Annotated in this window: 20 protein-coding genes; 10 read left to right on the forward strand and 10 right to left on the reverse strand. The window is 62.1% G+C overall.

Translation table 11 applies throughout. The features are described from left to right. Positions 1-67: 67 nt before the first annotated feature. Positions 68-1,189 carry an IS630 family transposase gene (locus WA702_RS26355; RefSeq protein ID WP_425113476.1) on the forward strand — a complete coding sequence of 374 codons (1,122 nt, stop codon included), beginning with the start codon at positions 68-70 and terminating at the stop codon, positions 1,187-1,189. Here the strand turns inward: WA702_RS26355 and WA702_RS26360 are convergent. Beyond that, on the reverse strand, positions 1,186-1,461 hold the full coding sequence (locus tag WA702_RS26360; protein ID WP_425113477.1) for a hypothetical protein: 276 nt from the start codon (positions 1,459-1,461) through the stop codon (positions 1,186-1,188). The two genes, WA702_RS26355 and WA702_RS26360, sit on opposite strands and share 4 nt — an antisense overlap. Positions 1,462-1,636: 175 nt before the next feature. After that, on the reverse strand, positions 1,637-2,275 hold the full coding sequence (locus tag WA702_RS26365; protein WP_425113478.1) for a S24 family peptidase: 639 nt from the start codon (positions 2,273-2,275) through the stop codon (positions 1,637-1,639). Positions 2,276-2,433: 158 nt separating this feature from the next. On the opposite strand from WA702_RS26365, the gene WA702_RS26370 reads away from it, so the two are divergent. Next, the gene (locus tag WA702_RS26370) at positions 2,434-2,967 is read left to right on the forward strand and encodes a GcrA family cell cycle regulator (protein WP_425113479.1); all 534 of its coding nucleotides are present in this window, start codon (positions 2,434-2,436) and stop codon (positions 2,965-2,967) included. Positions 2,968-3,036: 69 nt separating this feature from the next. After that, positions 3,037-3,642, forward strand: a complete 606-nt coding sequence (locus WA702_RS26375; RefSeq protein WP_425113480.1) for a DUF6456 domain-containing protein — start codon at positions 3,037-3,039, stop codon at positions 3,640-3,642. 39 nt (positions 3,643-3,681) lie between these two features. On the opposite strand, the gene bamA is transcribed toward WA702_RS26375, so the two are convergent. Further along, complete coding sequence (bamA, locus tag WA702_RS26380) at positions 3,682-5,997, reverse strand: outer membrane protein assembly factor BamA (RefSeq protein WP_425113481.1); 2,316 nt, start codon at positions 5,995-5,997, stop codon at positions 3,682-3,684. A 241-nt stretch (positions 5,998-6,238) separates the two neighbouring features. Here bamA and WA702_RS26385 point away from each other — a divergent pair, with 241 nt between their 5' ends. The 3 genes from WA702_RS26385 (at position 6,239) to WA702_RS26395 (ending at position 8,904) form a co-directional block, all read left to right on the forward strand. Beyond that, on the forward strand, positions 6,239-7,291 hold the full coding sequence (locus WA702_RS26385) for a hypothetical protein (protein WP_425113482.1): 1,053 nt from the start codon (positions 6,239-6,241) through the stop codon (positions 7,289-7,291). A gap of 48 nt (positions 7,292-7,339) precedes the next feature. Further along, on the forward strand, positions 7,340-8,017 hold the full coding sequence (locus WA702_RS26390) for a methyltransferase family protein (protein ID WP_425113483.1): 678 nt from the start codon (positions 7,340-7,342) through the stop codon (positions 8,015-8,017). Between the two features lie 122 nt (positions 8,018-8,139). Continuing rightward, entirely contained in the window at positions 8,140-8,904 is a 765-nt protein-coding gene (locus WA702_RS26395) for an SPFH domain-containing protein (protein ID WP_425113484.1), read from the forward strand. Positions 8,905-8,932: 28 nt separating this feature from the next. Here the strand turns inward: WA702_RS26395 and WA702_RS26400 are convergent, their stop codons facing one another. Then, complete coding sequence (locus tag WA702_RS26400) at positions 8,933-9,187, reverse strand: DUF6894 family protein (RefSeq protein ID WP_425113485.1); 255 nt, start codon at positions 9,185-9,187, stop codon at positions 8,933-8,935. A 221-nt stretch (positions 9,188-9,408) separates the two neighbouring features. After that, a complete protein-coding gene (locus WA702_RS26405) occupies positions 9,409-9,594 on the reverse strand; it encodes a hypothetical protein (protein ID WP_425113486.1) in 186 nt (61 codons plus the stop codon). Positions 9,595-9,619: 25 nt separating this feature from the next. Between WA702_RS26405 and WA702_RS26410 the strand changes: the two genes are divergently transcribed. Beyond that, positions 9,620-9,808, forward strand: coding sequence for a hypothetical protein (locus WA702_RS26410; RefSeq protein ID WP_425113487.1), 189 nt, complete (start codon positions 9,620-9,622; stop codon positions 9,806-9,808). Positions 9,809-9,820: 12 nt separating this feature from the next. On the opposite strand, the gene WA702_RS26415 is transcribed toward WA702_RS26410, so the two are convergent. From WA702_RS26415 to WA702_RS26430, 4 genes are read right to left on the reverse strand one after another with little or no spacing between them, the layout of a single operon-like run. Further along, on the reverse strand, positions 9,821-10,141 hold the full coding sequence (locus WA702_RS26415) for a cupin domain-containing protein (protein WP_425113488.1): 321 nt from the start codon (positions 10,139-10,141) through the stop codon (positions 9,821-9,823). Beyond that, positions 10,138-10,893 (reverse strand): YqcI/YcgG family protein, encoded by a 756-nt coding sequence (locus WA702_RS26420; protein ID WP_425113489.1) that lies wholly within the window; start codon positions 10,891-10,893, stop codon positions 10,138-10,140. Before WA702_RS26420 ends, WA702_RS26415 begins: the two co-directional genes overlap by 4 nt. A 25-nt stretch (positions 10,894-10,918) precedes the next feature. After that, positions 10,919-12,214: an MFS transporter gene (locus tag WA702_RS26425; RefSeq protein WP_425113490.1), complete on the reverse strand. Its 1,296-nt coding sequence runs from the start codon at positions 12,212-12,214 to the stop codon at positions 10,919-10,921. Beyond that, a complete protein-coding gene (locus WA702_RS26430) occupies positions 12,211-12,924 on the reverse strand; it encodes a hypothetical protein (RefSeq protein WP_425113491.1) in 714 nt (237 codons plus the stop codon). The genes WA702_RS26425 and WA702_RS26430 overlap by 4 nt, the downstream gene beginning before the upstream one ends. Positions 12,925-12,990: 66 nt before the next feature. Here WA702_RS26430 and WA702_RS26435 point away from each other — a divergent pair, with 66 nt between their 5' ends. Both WA702_RS26435 and WA702_RS26440 read left to right on the forward strand, forming a co-directional pair. Further along, entirely contained in the window at positions 12,991-14,007 is a 1,017-nt protein-coding gene (locus tag WA702_RS26435) for a GlxA family transcriptional regulator (RefSeq protein ID WP_425113492.1), read from the forward strand. 129 nt (positions 14,008-14,136) lie between these two features. Beyond that, positions 14,137-14,487, forward strand: a complete 351-nt coding sequence (locus WA702_RS26440; RefSeq protein ID WP_425113493.1) for a phasin — start codon at positions 14,137-14,139, stop codon at positions 14,485-14,487. A gap of 960 nt (positions 14,488-15,447) precedes the next feature. Here the strand turns inward: WA702_RS26440 and WA702_RS26445 are convergent. Next, positions 15,448-15,708, reverse strand: coding sequence for a hypothetical protein (locus WA702_RS26445; RefSeq protein ID WP_425113495.1), 261 nt, complete (start codon positions 15,706-15,708; stop codon positions 15,448-15,450). A 156-nt stretch (positions 15,709-15,864) separates the two neighbouring features. Here WA702_RS26445 and WA702_RS26450 point away from each other — a divergent pair. Beyond that, positions 15,865-16,110 (forward strand): arginase family protein (locus tag WA702_RS26450; protein WP_425113494.1); only part of this gene is annotated, 246 nt, incomplete at its 3' end.

A 16,110-nucleotide genomic window follows, 5' to 3' on the forward strand; every position in this document is an offset into this window, starting at 1 on the left:
TGATCTAGTGTCCCGATCGAATAATTCGTGAGATTATATCGCCTTTGATCCGGATGGAGGCGTCTCGATGAGCAAGTCGGCGGCGTTAATCGAGCTGAGCGAAAAGGAGCGCGGTGAACTTGAGGGATTATCGCGGCGCCGACGCACTGCACAGGGTCTGGCTCAGCGGGCGCAGATTGTCTTGCTGGCAGCGGACGGGCTGCAGAACAAGGCGATCGCCGATCGCACGGGCGCGGTTGAGAACACGGTCGGCAAATGGCGCCGGCGGTTTGCCGAGAAGCGTCTGGATGGACTTCTGGATGAGCCTCGTCCGGGCCGGCCGCGCGAGATCGGCGATGACGAGATCGCCGAGACAGTCCGGCTGACCCTGGAGACGATACCAAAAGGCGCCACGCACTGGAGCCTGCGGTCGATGGCCGAGGCCGTTGATCATGCGCCCTCGACGATCCATCGCATCTGGAGAGCCTTCGGCCTGCAGCCGCATCGCGTGGAAAGCTTCAAGCTTTCGACCGATCCCCTGTTCGTGGAGAAGGTGCGCGATATTGTCGGGCTCTACATGGCACCGCCCGAGCATGCGCTGGTCCTGTGCGTCGACGAAAAGAGCCAGATTCAGGCGCTCGACCGCAGCCAGCCGGTGTTGCCGATGCGCCCGGGGCAGACCGAACGGCGCAGTCACGACTATACGCGCCATGGCGTGACGTCCTTGTTCGCAGCGCTCGACATTGCGACCGGACGTATCATTGGCAAATGCTATCGCCGCCATCGCTCACAGGAGTTCCGTCGCTTCCTCGACGAGATCGAAGCCGCGGTCCCAAAAAACCTCGACATTCATCTCATCATGGACAACTACGCCACGCACAAGACCAAAACCATCCGTAACTGGCTCGCCAAGCGTCCGCGTTGGCGTGTGCATCTGACGCCGACATCCGCCTCCTGGATCAATCAGATCGAGCGCTTCTTCGCTAATCTGACCGAGAGACAGATACGGCGCGGCGTTCACCGCTCGACCCGCCAGCTCGAAGCCGCAATCAAGGATTATATCGAGACAGTCAACGCTGACCCCAAGCCCTTCAGATGGACCAAGTCGGCCGACGACATCCTGGCTTCCATCAAGCGCTTCTGCTTCGCCACGCTCCAGATCGCGGATAAACAGGTCAAAATCGCGCGAACTTCGGAATCAGGACACTAGATTCGTTCGTGCTTGCGCAGGTCTCTGAGGCGGTCAAACCTGTCGGCCTGCAGATCGACCTCGCCGGCTTCGATCTCGGGTACGGCCGCCTCTGACAGGATGTCAGTGGTAACGTCCTCGACCGAACGATCGTCAATCTCGTGGATGAAGCTGATGTTGCTGTATTCCCCGGATGCCACGCGCGCGACCACCTCGCGCCGGGTCATCTCGGGATCGACCACGGCTTCGCGTCCCCGCCGGCCATAATCGATCATCACGACAAAATACTGCATGCAGAAATAACCGCCCGCACTCGCCAGAGTATGTCGGTCATTATTTCCGAAAAGCAGAAGAAAGTCAAGTTTAAAATCCAGACTGGGAATCCATGACCCGACCGCGCCGCGAGCGACGCCGGCCGGGCATGAGACTGCGGACGTGCAGCGCTGCCGTCTGCCGGCTGCGCCGAGACTATTTGTCCTTGGACCGCGAGCCGCCCGATTTGCCGGCCTGGCGGGCACGAGCCGCCGTCTTGGCCCGTAACCGCGAGATTTGGCCGCGGGGCAGGGTCACGCAGATCTCCCCGATCCAATCCAGCTTGACGCCGACGATCGGCTTGGCGTTGAAGCTCGTCAGGTTGACCAGAGAAGGCGATTTCCCGCGCTCGATGGTCTTCAGATAGCGCTCGCCGGTCTTGAGCCGAACCACCGCTTCCTCGCCATAGAAGCTCGCGAGGGGATGCCGTTGCTGGCGGTAGACCACGATGACGTCGCCGCTCTCATATTTCGGCAGCATCGAATCGCCGGATACCTCGAACGCGATCGTGTCTTCCTCGATCGGAAACGGCAGGGCCACATCGCCGACGCCCTCCGCCGGCACCTGCTCATATTCCGGCTCGATCACCGCGCCGGCGCCGACCCGGCCCATGACCGGCACGGTGTTCAGCTCAAGATATTCCATGATGATCGGAACTTCGGCGGCCTTGATCAGCCGCAGACCCGATAGAATTTCCGAGACGGCTCCCGGGCGCACGCCCATGGCAATGGCTAGCCCGCCTTTGGACTTTCCGGTTCTCTCCAGCCCGCGTTCAATCATGGCAACGTCCAGCATCGTCTTGTCCTCGTTTGCGAATCCTGCCAGAAGCATATTGTTACGATAATCAGAATACAAGCTTGACTTTTGCTTCCGAATATCAGAAAATACCTGTGCGTTCCGGGGAAGGCAATAGCTACCCCAGAATGCAAGCAGGAAAACAGGAAGAGGCAAGCATGCAATCGACCGATTGGCCGACGGAACATTCGCGCGCGTTGCGCGAGCTTCACGCCAAGGGCATGTCCTACGGCGAGATCACCAGGGAGATGAATGCACGATTCGGGACTGCTTACACCCGAAATGCGGTGCTCGGACGCGGCAAACGGATGGGATTCGTGGCGCCCGAAACCACGCGGGAGCGGCAGCCGCCGCGGCGACTGCTGGAGAAAGCCGGGCGCGCCCAGGCCCGCGCGGCGGCAGAACGCCGACCGCTGCCGATTCTCGCGCCGCCAGAGCCGCGTGCTGAGCCGGTCCAGCTGCGCTGCGTGGGCATCAGCCCCCGGCTGATCAGCCTGATCGATCTGGAGCCCGGCGATTGCCGTTATCCCTATGGCGGCGACACCGACAGCGAGCCGATCGTGTTCTGCGGCCATCCGCGCCAGGCGGGGTCCTGCTATTGCACCCCGCATTTCCATCTGACGCGCAATCGGGAGGGGGCGATCGAGCGCCCTTTGAGCGCGGTGGTCTTGCGGCTGGTGGAGGCCGCATGACGCCGCGGTAACAGTTCTGACGGTCTGGTCGTCCCCTTGCTGCTTTATCTTTTACCGGAGACATTGAGAATGGCGCGCGCCAAGCGGAACAAGTCGTATCGGATTTCGAAGAATCATGACCGGCCCGGCGGCGATCTGCCGCGCAATGCGGAGGTGGTCGCGGTCGAGGTCGACGATCCCCTTGCGCTGGAACCGGGCGAGAAGATCACGGCGTTGCGATCGATCCGCCATGATCCGCTGGGGCGGCTGCATGCACACCACCAGATCGACGACGCCCAATACCAGGGCGGCCGTGCCTTCCAGAATGATTGGGAGCGGGCCGAGCGTGGCCCTCAGGCGATCGATCCCGGGCGTGAACATGTCGACGGCGCGCAGGGACGGGAGTCAATCACCGAGGGGCAACGCCAGGCGGTGCTGCGCCTGAACCGCGCCGAGCGCGAGCTCGGCGCCGATGGAGCGGCGATCGTCCACGACGTGCTGGTGCAGGGCCTGACCATGGAGCAGGTCGGGCAGAAGCGGGGCCTGCCCAGCCAGCGCTGGACTGACTATTTCTCACGCCGGTTTCGCGAGTGCCTGGACCGGCTGGCGATGCTCTATGGTTTTGCGACGGCGAACGTGACGCCGAAATCCGTCCTTGTCGGCGTGCTGCGGCAACACGGAGGCCGGTCGCGGTGAGGTCGTTCGCTGTGCTATGCGATCGAGCCATGCCGGTGGTCAGAAGCCGCCCGCATTGAAGTTGAGCCGTTGCGTCACGTCGGAGGCCGCCTTGCTCAGCGGCATCGCATAGTCGACGCTGAGCGGACCAAATGGCGAGGCCCAGCTCAGGCCGACACCGGCCGAGGAACGTACGATGTTTTTGTTCGCGATCTGCGAAGATTGCGGGCCCCTGTAGCCAAACACGCTGCCGGCATCGACGAACGCCGATGCCTTCAGGCCGTACTCCTGGGGCAGCCCGGGGATTGCGCTCTGCAGCTCGGCGGTGCTCGCCCAATACAGGCTGCCGCCGACATTATCCATGGTCGAGCCCGGCGTGAGGTCGCGCGGGCCGAACCCGTTCGGCGCGAAACCTCGGACCATGCTGGGCCCGCCGAAGAAGCTGTTGAGCAGCGGCGCCTGCTGGCCGCCCCAGCCGGCGATATAGCCGCCCTGCGCACGGACCATGCCGGTGAGATCGCTGTTAATTGAGTGATAGTAACGCGCATCCTCGGTGGTACGCAGGAATCTCACATCACCGCCGAGCCCGGCAAGATCCTGGCTGAGCTGGGACTTGAAGCCGCTGGTCGGGCTCTTGTTGTTGTCGAGCGTGTTGGTGGTGACGGTGTCGCCGATCGACGAGACGAGCTGCGGCCCGGCGGCAGCAGCCTGCCGGATCGGGATCGATACGGTCGCAGCGGATGTCCCCGGCGCCAGCGTGACATTCTGGTCATAGAGCGAATAGCGCCAGAGCACGCCGGTCTGCTCGTTGACCGGCATGCCTAGCGTCAGGTTGCCACCATAGGTGTTGCTGCCGTAGGATTGATAGGGGCTGACATCGGCCTGCCGGTCGAATACCTCGGCGCCCGCGGTGGCACGGCCCACGACATAAGGCGAGGAGACTGAGAGATCGGCGCCGCGCGCATATTGGCCGTAGCTCGCGGAAGCCTGCACGGCATTGCCGGTGCCCTGAAAATTCCGGTCACCGACCTTGACCTCGGTGAGCCAGCCATCGGTCGTCGAATAGCCTCCGGAGATGTTGAAATCTCCGGTCGCCTGGTCGTCGGCCTCGACGTCGAGGACGACGCGATCCGCCGCCGAGCCCGGCTTGGTCGTGATCTTGACCGTCTTGAAGTAGTTCAAATTCTTCAGCCGGCGCTCGGCCCGGTCGATCAGGGTCTTGTTGTAGGCATCGCCTTCGCTGATATCGAATTCACGCCGGATCACATAGTCGCGCGCGCGGTTGTTGCCGTGGATCTCGATCCGCTCGACATAGCTCCTCGTACCCTGGTCGATTGCGAAAGCGATGTCGGCCCGATGCGCCTGCGGATCGCGCGTAATGCGCGGCTCGGCGTGGGCAAACGGGAAACCGCGCTTGGACATGTCGGCCGCAAGCGTCTCGCTGGTCTGGTCGAGTAGGCTAGCGTCGAATGACGCGCCAGGGCGAGCAAGCAGAAGACTGCGGAGCTTCTCGCAATCGAGCCCGGGCACGTTGCAGACGAAGCTGATGTCCCCGAAATGGTAGGGCTCGCCCTCATCGATCGCAAAGATGACGTTGAAGCCGCTGCTCGCCGGATCGTATGCGGCGCTGGCATTGGTCACGGTCGCGTCGGCATAGCCATGATTGCGATAGTATTGCCGGATCAGCTCGCGATCGCCGTTGACCTGGTCGGGGTCATAGACATTTCCGCCAGTCAGAAAGCTCAGCACGGTCGTGACCGAGGTCTTGATGACGGCCCTGAGTTGGCGATCACCGAAGACATGATTGCCGGCGAAGGAGATCCGGCGCACCGTCGTCTTCTTGCCCTCGACGATGTCGAACACAAGGTCGACCCGGTCGTTGCCGCGATCGATGATATCAGGCGTGACGCGAACGTCGTCACGGCCGACGCGATGAAAGGCCTCCACGATTCGGTTGACATCGCCTTGAACGGTCGCGCGCTGCAATCCTGCTGATGGCTTGGACTGAACCGCGGCAGACAGATCCGCGTCCTTGACCTTCTCGTTGCCCTCGAACACGACCTTGTCGAGCGTCTTGGCTTCCGCCAAGTGAACAACGATGCGGTCGCCAGCGCGAGTGATCTTCACATCGTCGAACTGGCTCGTCGCGATCAGCGCCTTCAGCGCCGCATCGAGCGCAGCGGCGTTGTAATGGCCAGCAATGTCGGCGTGGAAATAGCTCCGCACCATATCGGGGTCGACCCGCCGATTGCCTTCGACAGAGATTGCGTCTTGTGCCGCTGCCGGAACGGAAAGACTACTCAGCGTAGCGGCGACAGCGATCGCTATCAGCCATCGCGAGCCGGGACGACCTGCCGTGATTTTCCAAAGGTTCATCGTGTGATGCCTGTTCATGCTCGGCGGGCGGATGCAAGGAGCGGCACGAGGCGAAAGAATGTCCGGGCTCGTCGATTGCGCGATTGTGAACGGCGTCACGATTCAGGCGCAATGGAACAGGTGTTTGTCGCAGAATCGTCGCAGTGCGGGATCAAAGGCGAGCGCGAAGAGCGAGCTAACAACGCTCACCGTTCGTGGCCCGTTGAGCATTCGCGCTCGAACGCCTTCGTCGGAGCAGCACATGCGCTACGTTGTTCTTGCGGTCCTTGCCTGTATCTTCGTCCAACCTGCGCGTGTCGCGGCCGCGCCCGAGATCGATCCGCGCGCCTCGCTCGGCGTAGTTCAGCAATGGATCTATAATTATCGTAACAAGCCGGACTACGCGCACGTGCCAGCGGCGGTGCGCGTATTGTTTCATGCGCAGACGTTCAAGGAGCCGGAGAATGCCGGCATCTATCTCGGCTTCATTGCCGGTGCGATCGGCTCCAATCCGGCCAAGGCCGAGCAATTGGTGACCAGCTTCTTCCCCGTGCCGCCCGAGGACGAATGGGTAATCGTGCGCGCGATCGCCTATTCCGGTTTGCCGGATTGGCGCAATCTGATGCGCAGGGTCGAGGCCAAAATGCCGGGGCGCCGCGTCATGATCGACGGATATCTTGCCGGAACGCAGCCGACGCTGATGGATATCCCGCTCGAGGAAACCAAGCCCGGCATGCTCGACAAGCTGAAGGGAACCTTCACCCGCAATCCGTTCGCCAAGGAGGACCGCAAGCTCGATACCAAGCTGACCTATGCAACGAGCCAGGATCTGCTCGACACGTTGTGGGGCTATTATTTCGCGACCGGGTCGCATTTGCCGATCCAGCGCATCATGCAGATGCTGCCGTGGTCGAAGAGCCGCGACACCACCGACAAGCTGACGATCGGCAGCATGGCACGCTACACGCTCGCGAGCTACGCGGTGCGCGACACCGAGTTGCGCGAATATCTCCGGGAGCAGCTTGGTCGGCAATCGGAATCGATCAAGGTGCCATTGACCGAGGTCGTCGACGCCGCCGATACGGTCGAGCTCGGCGCCGTCCGCAAGGATGCCGTCACGGCGATGGAGGAGCTGAAGGCCAAGGGCTCGGATGCGCGGCGCAACCTGGATTTCTGGGGGCAGATCGGCGTCGGCGCCGTTGCGCTCGGCTGCGTCTCGGCTGCTGCATTGGGACAGGTCGCGGTCGGAATCCCCTGCGTGATCGGCGGCTCGGCCTCCCAGGGACTGCTGTCATTCTGTGAGAAGCAGCAGTAAGTTCGATGCTGCTGAGAACGGATGGCCGACGCAGGGCAGAGCCGTCAAATGACAAAGCTGAATGCCAAGGCAGTCGCGAGCCTGCTCATTCTGTTCGTGGTGATCGCCGGGCTGATCTTCACGTCCGCCGGAACGTTGCACTATTGGCAGGGCTGGACGTTCCTGCTGGTCTATTTCATGGCCTCATTGGCGATCACGCTCGACCTGATGTGGAGAGATCCAGCGTTGCTGGCGCGGCGAATGAGCGGCGGTCCGTGGGCCGAGAGGGAGCCGACGCAACGCCGGATCATGGTGATCACGTCGGTCGGCTTCATCGCCCTGATCGTCATCCCCGGCCTCGATCGCAGGTTCGGCTGGTCCGACGTGCCGTCTCTCGTCGCACTGGGCGGTGATGTGCTGATCCTGCTTGGCTTCGTCGGCATTCGCCGCGTATTCACGGAGAACAGTTACACGTCGGCGACGATCGAGTTGGCGAGCGACCAGCGGGTCATATCGAGCGGTCCTTATGCCGTCGTAAGACATCCGATGTATGCGGCGGCGTTGCTGATGCTCTCGGGATTTCCGATCGCGCTGGGGTCTAGGTGGGCACTGCTCGTGATTGCGGTGATCCTGCCGGCGCTGATCTGGCGTCTGCTTGACGAGGAAAGATTCCTTGCCAAGAACCTGCGCGGCTACCGTGAATACCAAGACAAAGTGCGCTATCGATTGTTGCCATCGGTGTGGTAGCGCAAACGTACTCTTGCCCCGTTCGGGATGCTGGGCGTAGGCTCTCGCCTGCGGTGCCCGTCGCCATCGCAGGCCTATCGCCGTGTCGCGTCGTGACGCCAATTGCGGCAAAAGGGGGAGCCATGGGGCTGTTGTCGTTCATCATATTGCTGATTGTGCTCTACGCCTTCGCCTCGATCCGGATCGTGAAGCAGTATGAACGTGGCGTGGTCTTCCTGCTCGGCCGCTTTGCCGGGGTGCGAGGGCCCGGCTTGACGCTGATCTTTGCCCCGGTCCAGCAGATGACGCGCGTGTCCCTGCGCACCGTGACCATGCTGGTCCCGTCGCAGAAGATCATTACGCGGGACAATGTGTCGATCGATATCGCGGCGGTCGCCTACTATCACATCACCGACCCCGAGCGTTCCGTGATCGTGATCGAGAACGTCTACAGCGCCATCAGCCAGATCAGCCAGACCACGGTGCGCAACGTGGTCGGCCGCTTCAGCCTGGACCAACTCCTGGCCGACACCGCAAGCATCAACGATCAGATCAAGAACGTGATCGACCTGCATACCGAGCCGTGGGGAACGCAGGTCACGGCGGTCGAGATCAAGGACATCGTGTTGCCGGATAACATGCAGCGGGCCATGGCCAAGGAGGCTGAGGCCGAGCGGGAGCGGCGCGCCAAGATCGTGGCGGCCGAAGGCGAATATCAGGCGGCTGTGAAACTCGGCGAAGCTGCCGATATCATCACACAACACCCGGTTGCGCTGCAGTTGCGGACGTTGCAGACGATGGCCGAGATTTCGGTCGAAAAAAACTCGACCATCATCTTCCCGGCTCAATTCATGACGACCGTTCAGGACGCGATCGCGATGCTGTCGAAAGAAATGGCAGGCAAATAGACCGGCGTATCGTCGGGGAAGGCGTGCCTCAGCGAAGTCGGCAGAGGTGATCAGGAGATGCCGATTTTGGCTCCGCCGGATAGACTGCCTCGCGATGGATTTCGACGCCCGATTCGTCGACGATGACGATGGACAACTTCCGGTCGGTAATCCTCGGGTCGTGGCGAAGCCTGCGCGCCAACTCGCGGCTGTGCTCGATAGCCCCGGCAACCGTGGCAAACTCCAGCCCGGTGCGGTCTCTGCTCGGGATGCGATCCTTCATGTCGAAATAATAGGTTCGCATGCTCTTCCTGCAGCTGCTTTTCGCAGACTGGAGAAGCGAAGCCCTCCGGCGTCCGCAACCCCATTGCTGTCCTGCAGGAAGCATTACCGGCCGAGCTCAGGAGGCACAAGCTTACCGCCGTCAAATTCCGGTCGGCGGGCGGCTGAGCCGACCATTTTTGCTGGTGTTGGAGGCCAGAAGCTGCCAGACAGCTCAAATCCTGCCACCCGGCCCGCTGACAGTCAGTTCGGCTTGCTGCTCCGGTTGTTCCTTGGCATACTCTCAACCTCATCGAGTTCGGAGCGTTCGATCTCCAAGCGCGCCATGCGTAGGATCAGGGTCGCCGTCGTCAGGCCGAGACTTTCGGCCTCGATTGTTGCAGTATCGACCTTGCGCACGAGGCCTTCACGTTTGCTAAGAATTGCCATTACCGTTTCCTGTCAAAGGTGCGAGATGAAAAATCCCACGTTCCTGGCGGAGCTGCACAAGAAGCTCGGAGCTCCATCGAGCGAAACCGTGGAAAGCCTGCGACTGTTGAAAGCCTTCCTGAAGCTGGCACCCAGGCAGCGGTACGAACTGATCGAAATGGCCGAGCGGCTTGCGAGCGAAGCGGCCGCCGATTTCGATCATCCGCTGTCCTGACCGCCTGTTGCATCAATTCCCGCTCGCACCGGCTGACGGCGGCCGGGTCGCGATCGCGTAGATCGCCTCATCGAGAGCCTCGGATTGGTGCGGGGTGCCAGCGGGCAGAAGAATCGTGTCGCCAGGATTGCAGACGCGCTCGCCGCCATCCCAGATGAAGTTCAGCCTGCCGCTGATGACGACGAGGATCTCGTCGACTGGATGAGTGTGAAGCGCATGCACCTTGCCGGCTGCGTCACGCTGCAGCTCGATACAACCCTGCGTCGGTAACAGCGCCAGGATGGCAGGATCGATCGAAAATTCAGTCTTCGTTCCGGCGATGATCTGGGTCATGCGGCCTGCTCCGTGTCTTCGATGGGGGGAGTCTTGGTTTGTGCCAGCCGGTGAAAGGGGCATTCGGATGCCGGCTGATTGTCGTCGTGGAGAAAGTACTGGCTGTATTCGCGCCCCTCAGGGTCGCCGTAGCGGCCGAGCAGGGGCGACGGGCTCGTCGTGTCGAACGGAATGAGGCGCTCGCGTACATGGGCGAACGCGGCTGCCGCGGCCTTCTCGGTGCCGAGGATCTTGTCGAACACCCAGCGCGGCTGGAATGTCATCATGAACGCGCTCGAGCGGCGGCTCTGGCGCATGACATGGGCCGGCGTGCTGCACACCACGAAGATCGGCTCGCCGGCGAAAGAGAACTCCCACATCGGATGATCCACCGTCTCGGGGATTTCCGCGGGCCACGGGCTCTTGTCGATGCGCGCCAGCTCGTCGAGCGTGCGCCAGAATTTCTTGTAGTAGGCATCAAGGGTCTGGACCGGGCGAGGGCGCGTGAACAGCACGAGCGAGGTATTTGGTCCGTGCGAGCGTGCCTCGGAGACAAACAAAGCGAGCTGTTCGCCGAGCACGTTCACATCGATAGGGTCGAGAAACAAATAGCGGAGCTGGTCCTGACGATATCCCGCGACACCGAAGACACAGGGGAAAGGGCGGGCGTCGCTGCACATTTGAGCTTCAAATTCCGAAAACAGAACGGTCTGCCAACTGCTCACCGGGTAGCTTGAGCGGACGTCGCTATTCTTCAAATACAGACGCGGCATACGGACCCCTCTCTGTGTTTTATTGTTACGAACGCAGTATCAATTTGCGCCTCATCAGCAGCGGGCCAATGATACCCGGGACCGACATGAGCAGAAGAATTCCAATCAGGGCCGCGTAGCCCGAATCGCTAGCCGCGGTACGTATGCTGTGGCCGCCGTCGGAACCCAGCCCGCTTGCGGCGATCATCGCGATGGCGATCACTGGCTGTGAGAGACCGGCGAAAATCCCGGCCGTGGTGGTGTTGATAGAGGCGCCGACGCCGATGAGTTCTGCCGTATAGAGCTTCTTCGTGCACTTCAGCACGAACGGCACCGTGCCGCCCGCGACCAGTCCGAGGATCGCGAACACGGCTCCGACGTAGAACAGGCCGAGCGCGTGCGCGAAGACCGGCAGCAGCAGAGCAATCAGGATCATGCGCAGCACGCAGATGGCGACCAGTGCGCCATCGAGCGAGTTGGCTCGATCGGCGGCGTGACCGAGAAAGATCGAGCCGAGCGCATTGCCCACCATGAAGGCGAGCAGCGGTGTGCCGGCAGCCGACGGCGAGATGTTGAAGTCATGCGCCACCATCGGAATTCCCCAGACGCCCGACAGCGTGGTCACCACCGCAAAGTGCGAAGCGAAGCTCATCGCAACGCCCCAGTTCGCCGTTGAACCAAGGGCCTGGCAGCTCGCCAGCAGCACGCTCTTGAAGGTCTTGTTGCTTTGTGGTCCAGCAGCCGGCCTCAGCGTCACCGATGCAAAGGCCAGGTTTGCGACCCCGACACAGGCGATGAAGACAAAGCAGGCGCGCCAGCCGAAGCCGCTGATCGCCGCCGCCAGCGGCGTCGTCGCCAACACGCCGCCGACATAGCCGGACACCTGGGAGATGCCGGACATGATGCCGAAGCGCTCGTCAGCGAAACTCTGGGCGACCAGCTTGAGCAGGGCGGTGAATACCAGCGCGTCACCGCAGGCCACGATCAGCCGCGCAATGAAGACATCGAGCAGGCTGGGTGCAAGCGCGAACGCCGCGCTGCCGACGGCCGACGCCGCCATGCTGGACAACACCACGCACTTGACGCCGTAGCGGTCGACCAGCAGTCCTGCCGGAATCTGCATCAGCGTGTAACCCCAGAAATAGCTCGAGGCGAGCATCGCGACGCCGGAAGCGTCGGTGCCGAAGTCATGCATGAAGCTCAGGCTGACCGTCTGCGGCGACACCCGCTGCAGAAAGGCGATGGCATAGGCGATCGCAACCGTCCCCCAGGCGATATAGGCACGATCGATGAAGCGGATCGCGGAGGGAAGAACGGCTTGTTGTCCGGACAACGCCATCATGCCCTCGCATAGCCGACAGAGAACAGCGCATCGGCCGCGTCAGGAATGAGCCTGGAGATGGCGGCGTCGATCACCGATGCCGTGCCATGATAGGCCTGCCGGTTATGCTTGATGTGACCATAGGCGCCGCGCATGATCATGCCGGGGACTTCGAGTTGCTTGCCCGGATAAAGAGCTTGGCACATTTCGACGCAGGCTGCCTGCAGTGTGGGATCCGCCTTGTCGCCGAGCAACGCCGGCGCCACCCTGTCGCAGATCTTGGCATTGGCGGCCCACACGATCGGATTGCGTGTCCGCCAACCGTAAAGCACGGCGCCATCACCCGCTTCCGGAGCATTCGTGCGTTTGAGGATATGCGAGGTGAAGAAGCCATAGAGGCCGCGACCTTGATGCGCGGGCAGCACTTCGGTGCCGCTGCGATAAATGGCCTGCCGGTCGGCGATGTTCAGCACGCGATAGACTGAGAAGGCGACAAGCCCTGTGTGATCGTAGACCAGAATGAGGCTGTATTTTTTCTCACAAGGCGAGGACGCTGCGGTCCAATGCGGCTCGGTGGCGTTCCAGTTGATGGCGATGATCGCGTTCATCGCATCCATCAGCGGCTGCCGATCGGCAGCCGCGATTCGTGAGGCGTCGGGAAAGCTGTAAACCGTGTAGTGGCTCCAGGGCGAAGCGATAGTCTGGGACTGGGCATCCAGATGTCGCGACATGGCGGAAACTCCCGGCTTTCCAAGGTAGAGCTATACAGGCCGCGGCCGAATGGCTTAAAGGACAATATGCCCTCGAATCCTGCCAGATCCCGGAGTGCGGCTACGCCTCAGAAGACGCCTGAACGGCTGCTGGCGATGGTGGCGTTTCCTGGCGTGACGCTGCTCGATATTTCGGGCCCCGCGCAGGTGTTTGCCGAGCTGAGCGAGATCGAGCTGCCAAGTCCGAACTACGCACTGAGCTATGTATCGAGCTCCGGCGGGTTGGTGCCGACCGATGTCGGACTGATGATCGAAACCGTACCGATCGCAAGTCTGAAGCCGCATCAGGTCGACACGTTGCTGATCCCGGGCGGACCGGGCATCTGGAAGCTGCGGCAGGACGAGGTGCTGTTGAAATGGATCATGCAAACGCTGCCGAAGGCGCGGCGGATCGCGTCGGTGTGTCTCGGCGCATTCGTGCTGGCGTGGACCGGGGTGCTTGACGGCAGGCGCGCTGCGACGCACTGGCGTTATTGTCCGCGATTGCAGGACGGCTTTCCCGACATCAAGGTCGATCCGGATGCGATCTTCGTCCGGGACGGGCACGTGTGGTCGTCGGCCGGCGTCAGCGCTGGTATCGATCTGGCGCTGGCGATGATCGAAGAGGATTTCGGCCATACGATCGCGCTCGACGTCGCGCGACGTCTGGTGGTCTTCCTCAAACGCCCGGGCGGCCAGAGCCAGTTCTCGACAGTGCTTGCGGCGCAGGCATCCGACGTCGAAGGACGTTTCAGTGCACTGCACGCCTGGATCATCGAGAACATCGCCAGCGACCTGCGGATCGAGAAACTTGCGGCGAAGGCCGGGATGACGCCGAGAACCTTCGCGCGTACCTATGTCAACCGCACCGGAATGACACCGGCCAACGGCGTTGAAGCGCTACGCGTCGAGACCGCGCGGCTGCTGCTCGAAAGTCGCCAGGTCGGCAGCGTCGTGGAGATCGCCCAGCGCGCCGGCTTTGGTGATGACGAGCGCATGCGTCGCGCGTTCCTGCGCCATCTCGGCGTCTCGCCGTCGGAGTACCGTCGCCGCTTCTCGGGGTGAGGACAGCGCATCGAGCGTCGCGCGCCTTGCCGCCTAGGTCTGCCTGACATTGTCCGCCGGCATGAGATCGCCACGGACGCCTGGCACCAAATGTGGTAACAGATCTTTGCCTAGCGGAGGATAGCGATCATGAGCCAACCGAAACTGGAAGTGCCGGCCGAGCTGCGCGAACTCGCCGAGAAAACCATCGAACAGGCCGAGCGGGCTTTTCAGATGTTCTTCGATGCCGCCGGCAAATCGATGTCTTCGGTTCCCGGACCGGCCGCGGATCTCTCCAAACAGGCGCTCTCGCTGACCGAGCAGAACATGAGGACGGCCTTCGATCACGCGCGCAAACTTGTGCATGCGACCGAGCTGGACGAGGCGATGCGCATCCAGTCGGAATTCCTGCGCAGCCAGTTCACCAACGCCGGGGAGCATATGCGGGAGATCACGACTCGCTTGATGAACGTCGCCAAGAAGCCGCAGGACCCCTCGTAACGCCAGTCGACGCTCGACCGGTCAACCGCAGCAGGGCGCCAGACAGCGCGAGAGATCAATCCAGGCGCGTAACGATCCTGCCGCGATCCTTCACGCGACAAAGCAGCGCCGCCGATCGCTGGAGTCAGGCGGCTGGGTGCGAGCCTCATCCGCCGTCGGGGTTCGGGAGCCTCCGTTTGGCAGCGGGGGCCCGCTGAAGGCCGGATTCTGCATGACATCGCCATGCCGCAACGGCGGCGACCATGCCTTGATCTGTCTCGATCGCGTGCGGGAGTGGACTGAGTTGAGGAGTACGCGCTGGCGGCAAACCGCAATCAGCGGCCGGAAGATGCCAACGGCAGATCAGCATGGGTGGAAACTCCCGGCTGCGAGGAGCTGGACTTTGCCGAGCGCAGGGCGGCATCGATCTTCGACCTGACGCGGCGCGCCGCCAATGCGGCAAGACGCGTCTGCGTTCTGCCGGTCTTAACCTGGTCGCCGAATTCGTACCGCCATTCCCAAACGTCTGGTTCCGCCGTAGCCACGACCGAAAATTGGACGCCTCTGTGGATCACGGAAACCCCCATTTTATACCACGTAGACGGAAAACAACTTCTCTGAATTGCAATCAATCCGGGCAATTACGGGTCCGGACCAATTATCAGATGCATCGCTGCAACCCGGGTATGTGGGGTTGGTTCCTGCAAGTTCCAATTTCCTGTCGATGGCGCGAGGTCTGCATCGAGGAGAACGAAAAAGGGAAAGTTGATCAAAGATCGAACAAACGGGAGTTCGGGCCCGAGCGATCGGTCGCGGACAGCGTTCGCCCGCAGGCGGCCGAGCGGTGCATCTGAAAAATATCTGAAAGACGGACAGGTTGAGGTCGGCGGCCCCGGGGCTGCGGGAGCGCGGCCGGAAGCTTGACGTCGTTCGACCGCTCTGCCTTCTGATACAGGCGAAGCCATGCTGGTGGTGGAAACGTTAGTGTCGACGGGCCACCGCGATGCCGAACAGGAACGCAATGAACAGGCTGGCGAGCGGCGCTTCACGCGTGATCGCAGCGACGGTGGACAGTGCGGTGCCGGGCCGTCGTGCGTCTTCCATCGCGCCGCTCAACCGGTCCACCGCCGCGCGTAACGCACCTGTCACCTCGCCCAGCGTACGCGAGACGTCAGTCGCCGTATCGATGGCGCGTTCGGCGATGCCAGGCTGCGAATTCGTTTCGAATGGTTCGATGTTCACGGTCGTGCTTCCCGGCGTTAAGAGCGCCTCGGCATGAAAATGCACGCTGATGAGTTTGGTTCCTGAGGGACGGCGTGCCCCGGCTCTTGCCAGACATATGCCGGTCACGCGATGACGCGTAGCTTTGTTAGGATAACGAAGCGAAGGAACATGGCGATGATCGAAGCGACCAGATCTGGAGAGCCGAGCCGCGTCGCGCTGCTCGGCGCGCCGATCGATATGGGGGCGTCGCGGCGCGGCACTCTGATGGGACCGGCAGCGCTGCGGACCGCCGGATTGCCGGCCTTGCTCGGGAGCCTCGGCCTCGACGTTACTGATTTCGGCGATGTCGGAATCGCCGATATGGCCGATCTCGCCGACATCCCACCGCCAAAAGCCAATCATTACCGGGAGATTCAGCGC

The organism is Bradyrhizobium sp. (assembly GCF_049798375.1).
GTDB lineage: Bacteria > Pseudomonadota > Alphaproteobacteria > Rhizobiales > Xanthobacteraceae > Bradyrhizobium.

Excerpts from the sequence above, each read along its gene's own strand:
- WA702_RS26430 (WP_425113491.1), bottom strand. The coding sequence starts at position 12,924 with ATGTCGCGACATCTGGATGCCCAGTCCCAGACTATCGCTTCGCCCTGG.
- WA702_RS26375 (WP_425113480.1), top strand. The coding sequence starts at position 3,037 with ATGGCGCGCGCCAAGCGGAACAAGTCGTATCGGATTTCGAAGAATCAT.
- WA702_RS26355 (WP_425113476.1), top strand. The coding sequence starts at position 68 with ATGAGCAAGTCGGCGGCGTTAATCGAGCTGAGCGAAAAGGAGCGCGGT.
- bamA (WP_425113481.1), bottom strand. The coding sequence starts at position 5,997 with ATGAACCTTTGGAAAATCACGGCAGGTCGTCCCGGCTCGCGATGGCTG.
- WA702_RS26395 (WP_425113484.1), top strand. The coding sequence starts at position 8,140 with ATGGGGCTGTTGTCGTTCATCATATTGCTGATTGTGCTCTACGCCTTC.
- WA702_RS26435 (WP_425113492.1), top strand. The coding sequence starts at position 12,991 with ATGCCCTCGAATCCTGCCAGATCCCGGAGTGCGGCTACGCCTCAGAAG.
- WA702_RS26420 (WP_425113489.1), bottom strand. The coding sequence starts at position 10,893 with ATGCCGCGTCTGTATTTGAAGAATAGCGACGTCCGCTCAAGCTACCCG.
- WA702_RS26365 (WP_425113478.1), bottom strand. The coding sequence starts at position 2,275 with ATGCTGGACGTTGCCATGATTGAACGCGGGCTGGAGAGAACCGGAAAG.
- WA702_RS26370 (WP_425113479.1), top strand. The coding sequence starts at position 2,434 with ATGCAATCGACCGATTGGCCGACGGAACATTCGCGCGCGTTGCGCGAG.
- WA702_RS26390 (WP_425113483.1), top strand. The coding sequence starts at position 7,340 with ATGACAAAGCTGAATGCCAAGGCAGTCGCGAGCCTGCTCATTCTGTTC.
- WA702_RS26415 (WP_425113488.1), bottom strand. The coding sequence starts at position 10,141 with ATGACCCAGATCATCGCCGGAACGAAGACTGAATTTTCGATCGATCCT.
- WA702_RS26360 (WP_425113477.1), bottom strand. The coding sequence starts at position 1,461 with ATGCAGTATTTTGTCGTGATGATCGATTATGGCCGGCGGGGACGCGAA.
- WA702_RS26440 (WP_425113493.1), top strand. The coding sequence starts at position 14,137 with ATGAGCCAACCGAAACTGGAAGTGCCGGCCGAGCTGCGCGAACTCGCC.
- WA702_RS26400 (WP_425113485.1), bottom strand. The coding sequence starts at position 9,187 with ATGCGAACCTATTATTTCGACATGAAGGATCGCATCCCGAGCAGAGAC.
- WA702_RS26385 (WP_425113482.1), top strand. The coding sequence starts at position 6,239 with ATGCGCTACGTTGTTCTTGCGGTCCTTGCCTGTATCTTCGTCCAACCT.
- WA702_RS26405 (WP_425113486.1), bottom strand. The coding sequence starts at position 9,594 with ATGGCAATTCTTAGCAAACGTGAAGGCCTCGTGCGCAAGGTCGATACT.
- WA702_RS26425 (WP_425113490.1), bottom strand. The coding sequence starts at position 12,214 with ATGATGGCGTTGTCCGGACAACAAGCCGTTCTTCCCTCCGCGATCCGC.
- WA702_RS26410 (WP_425113487.1), top strand. The coding sequence starts at position 9,620 with ATGAAAAATCCCACGTTCCTGGCGGAGCTGCACAAGAAGCTCGGAGCT.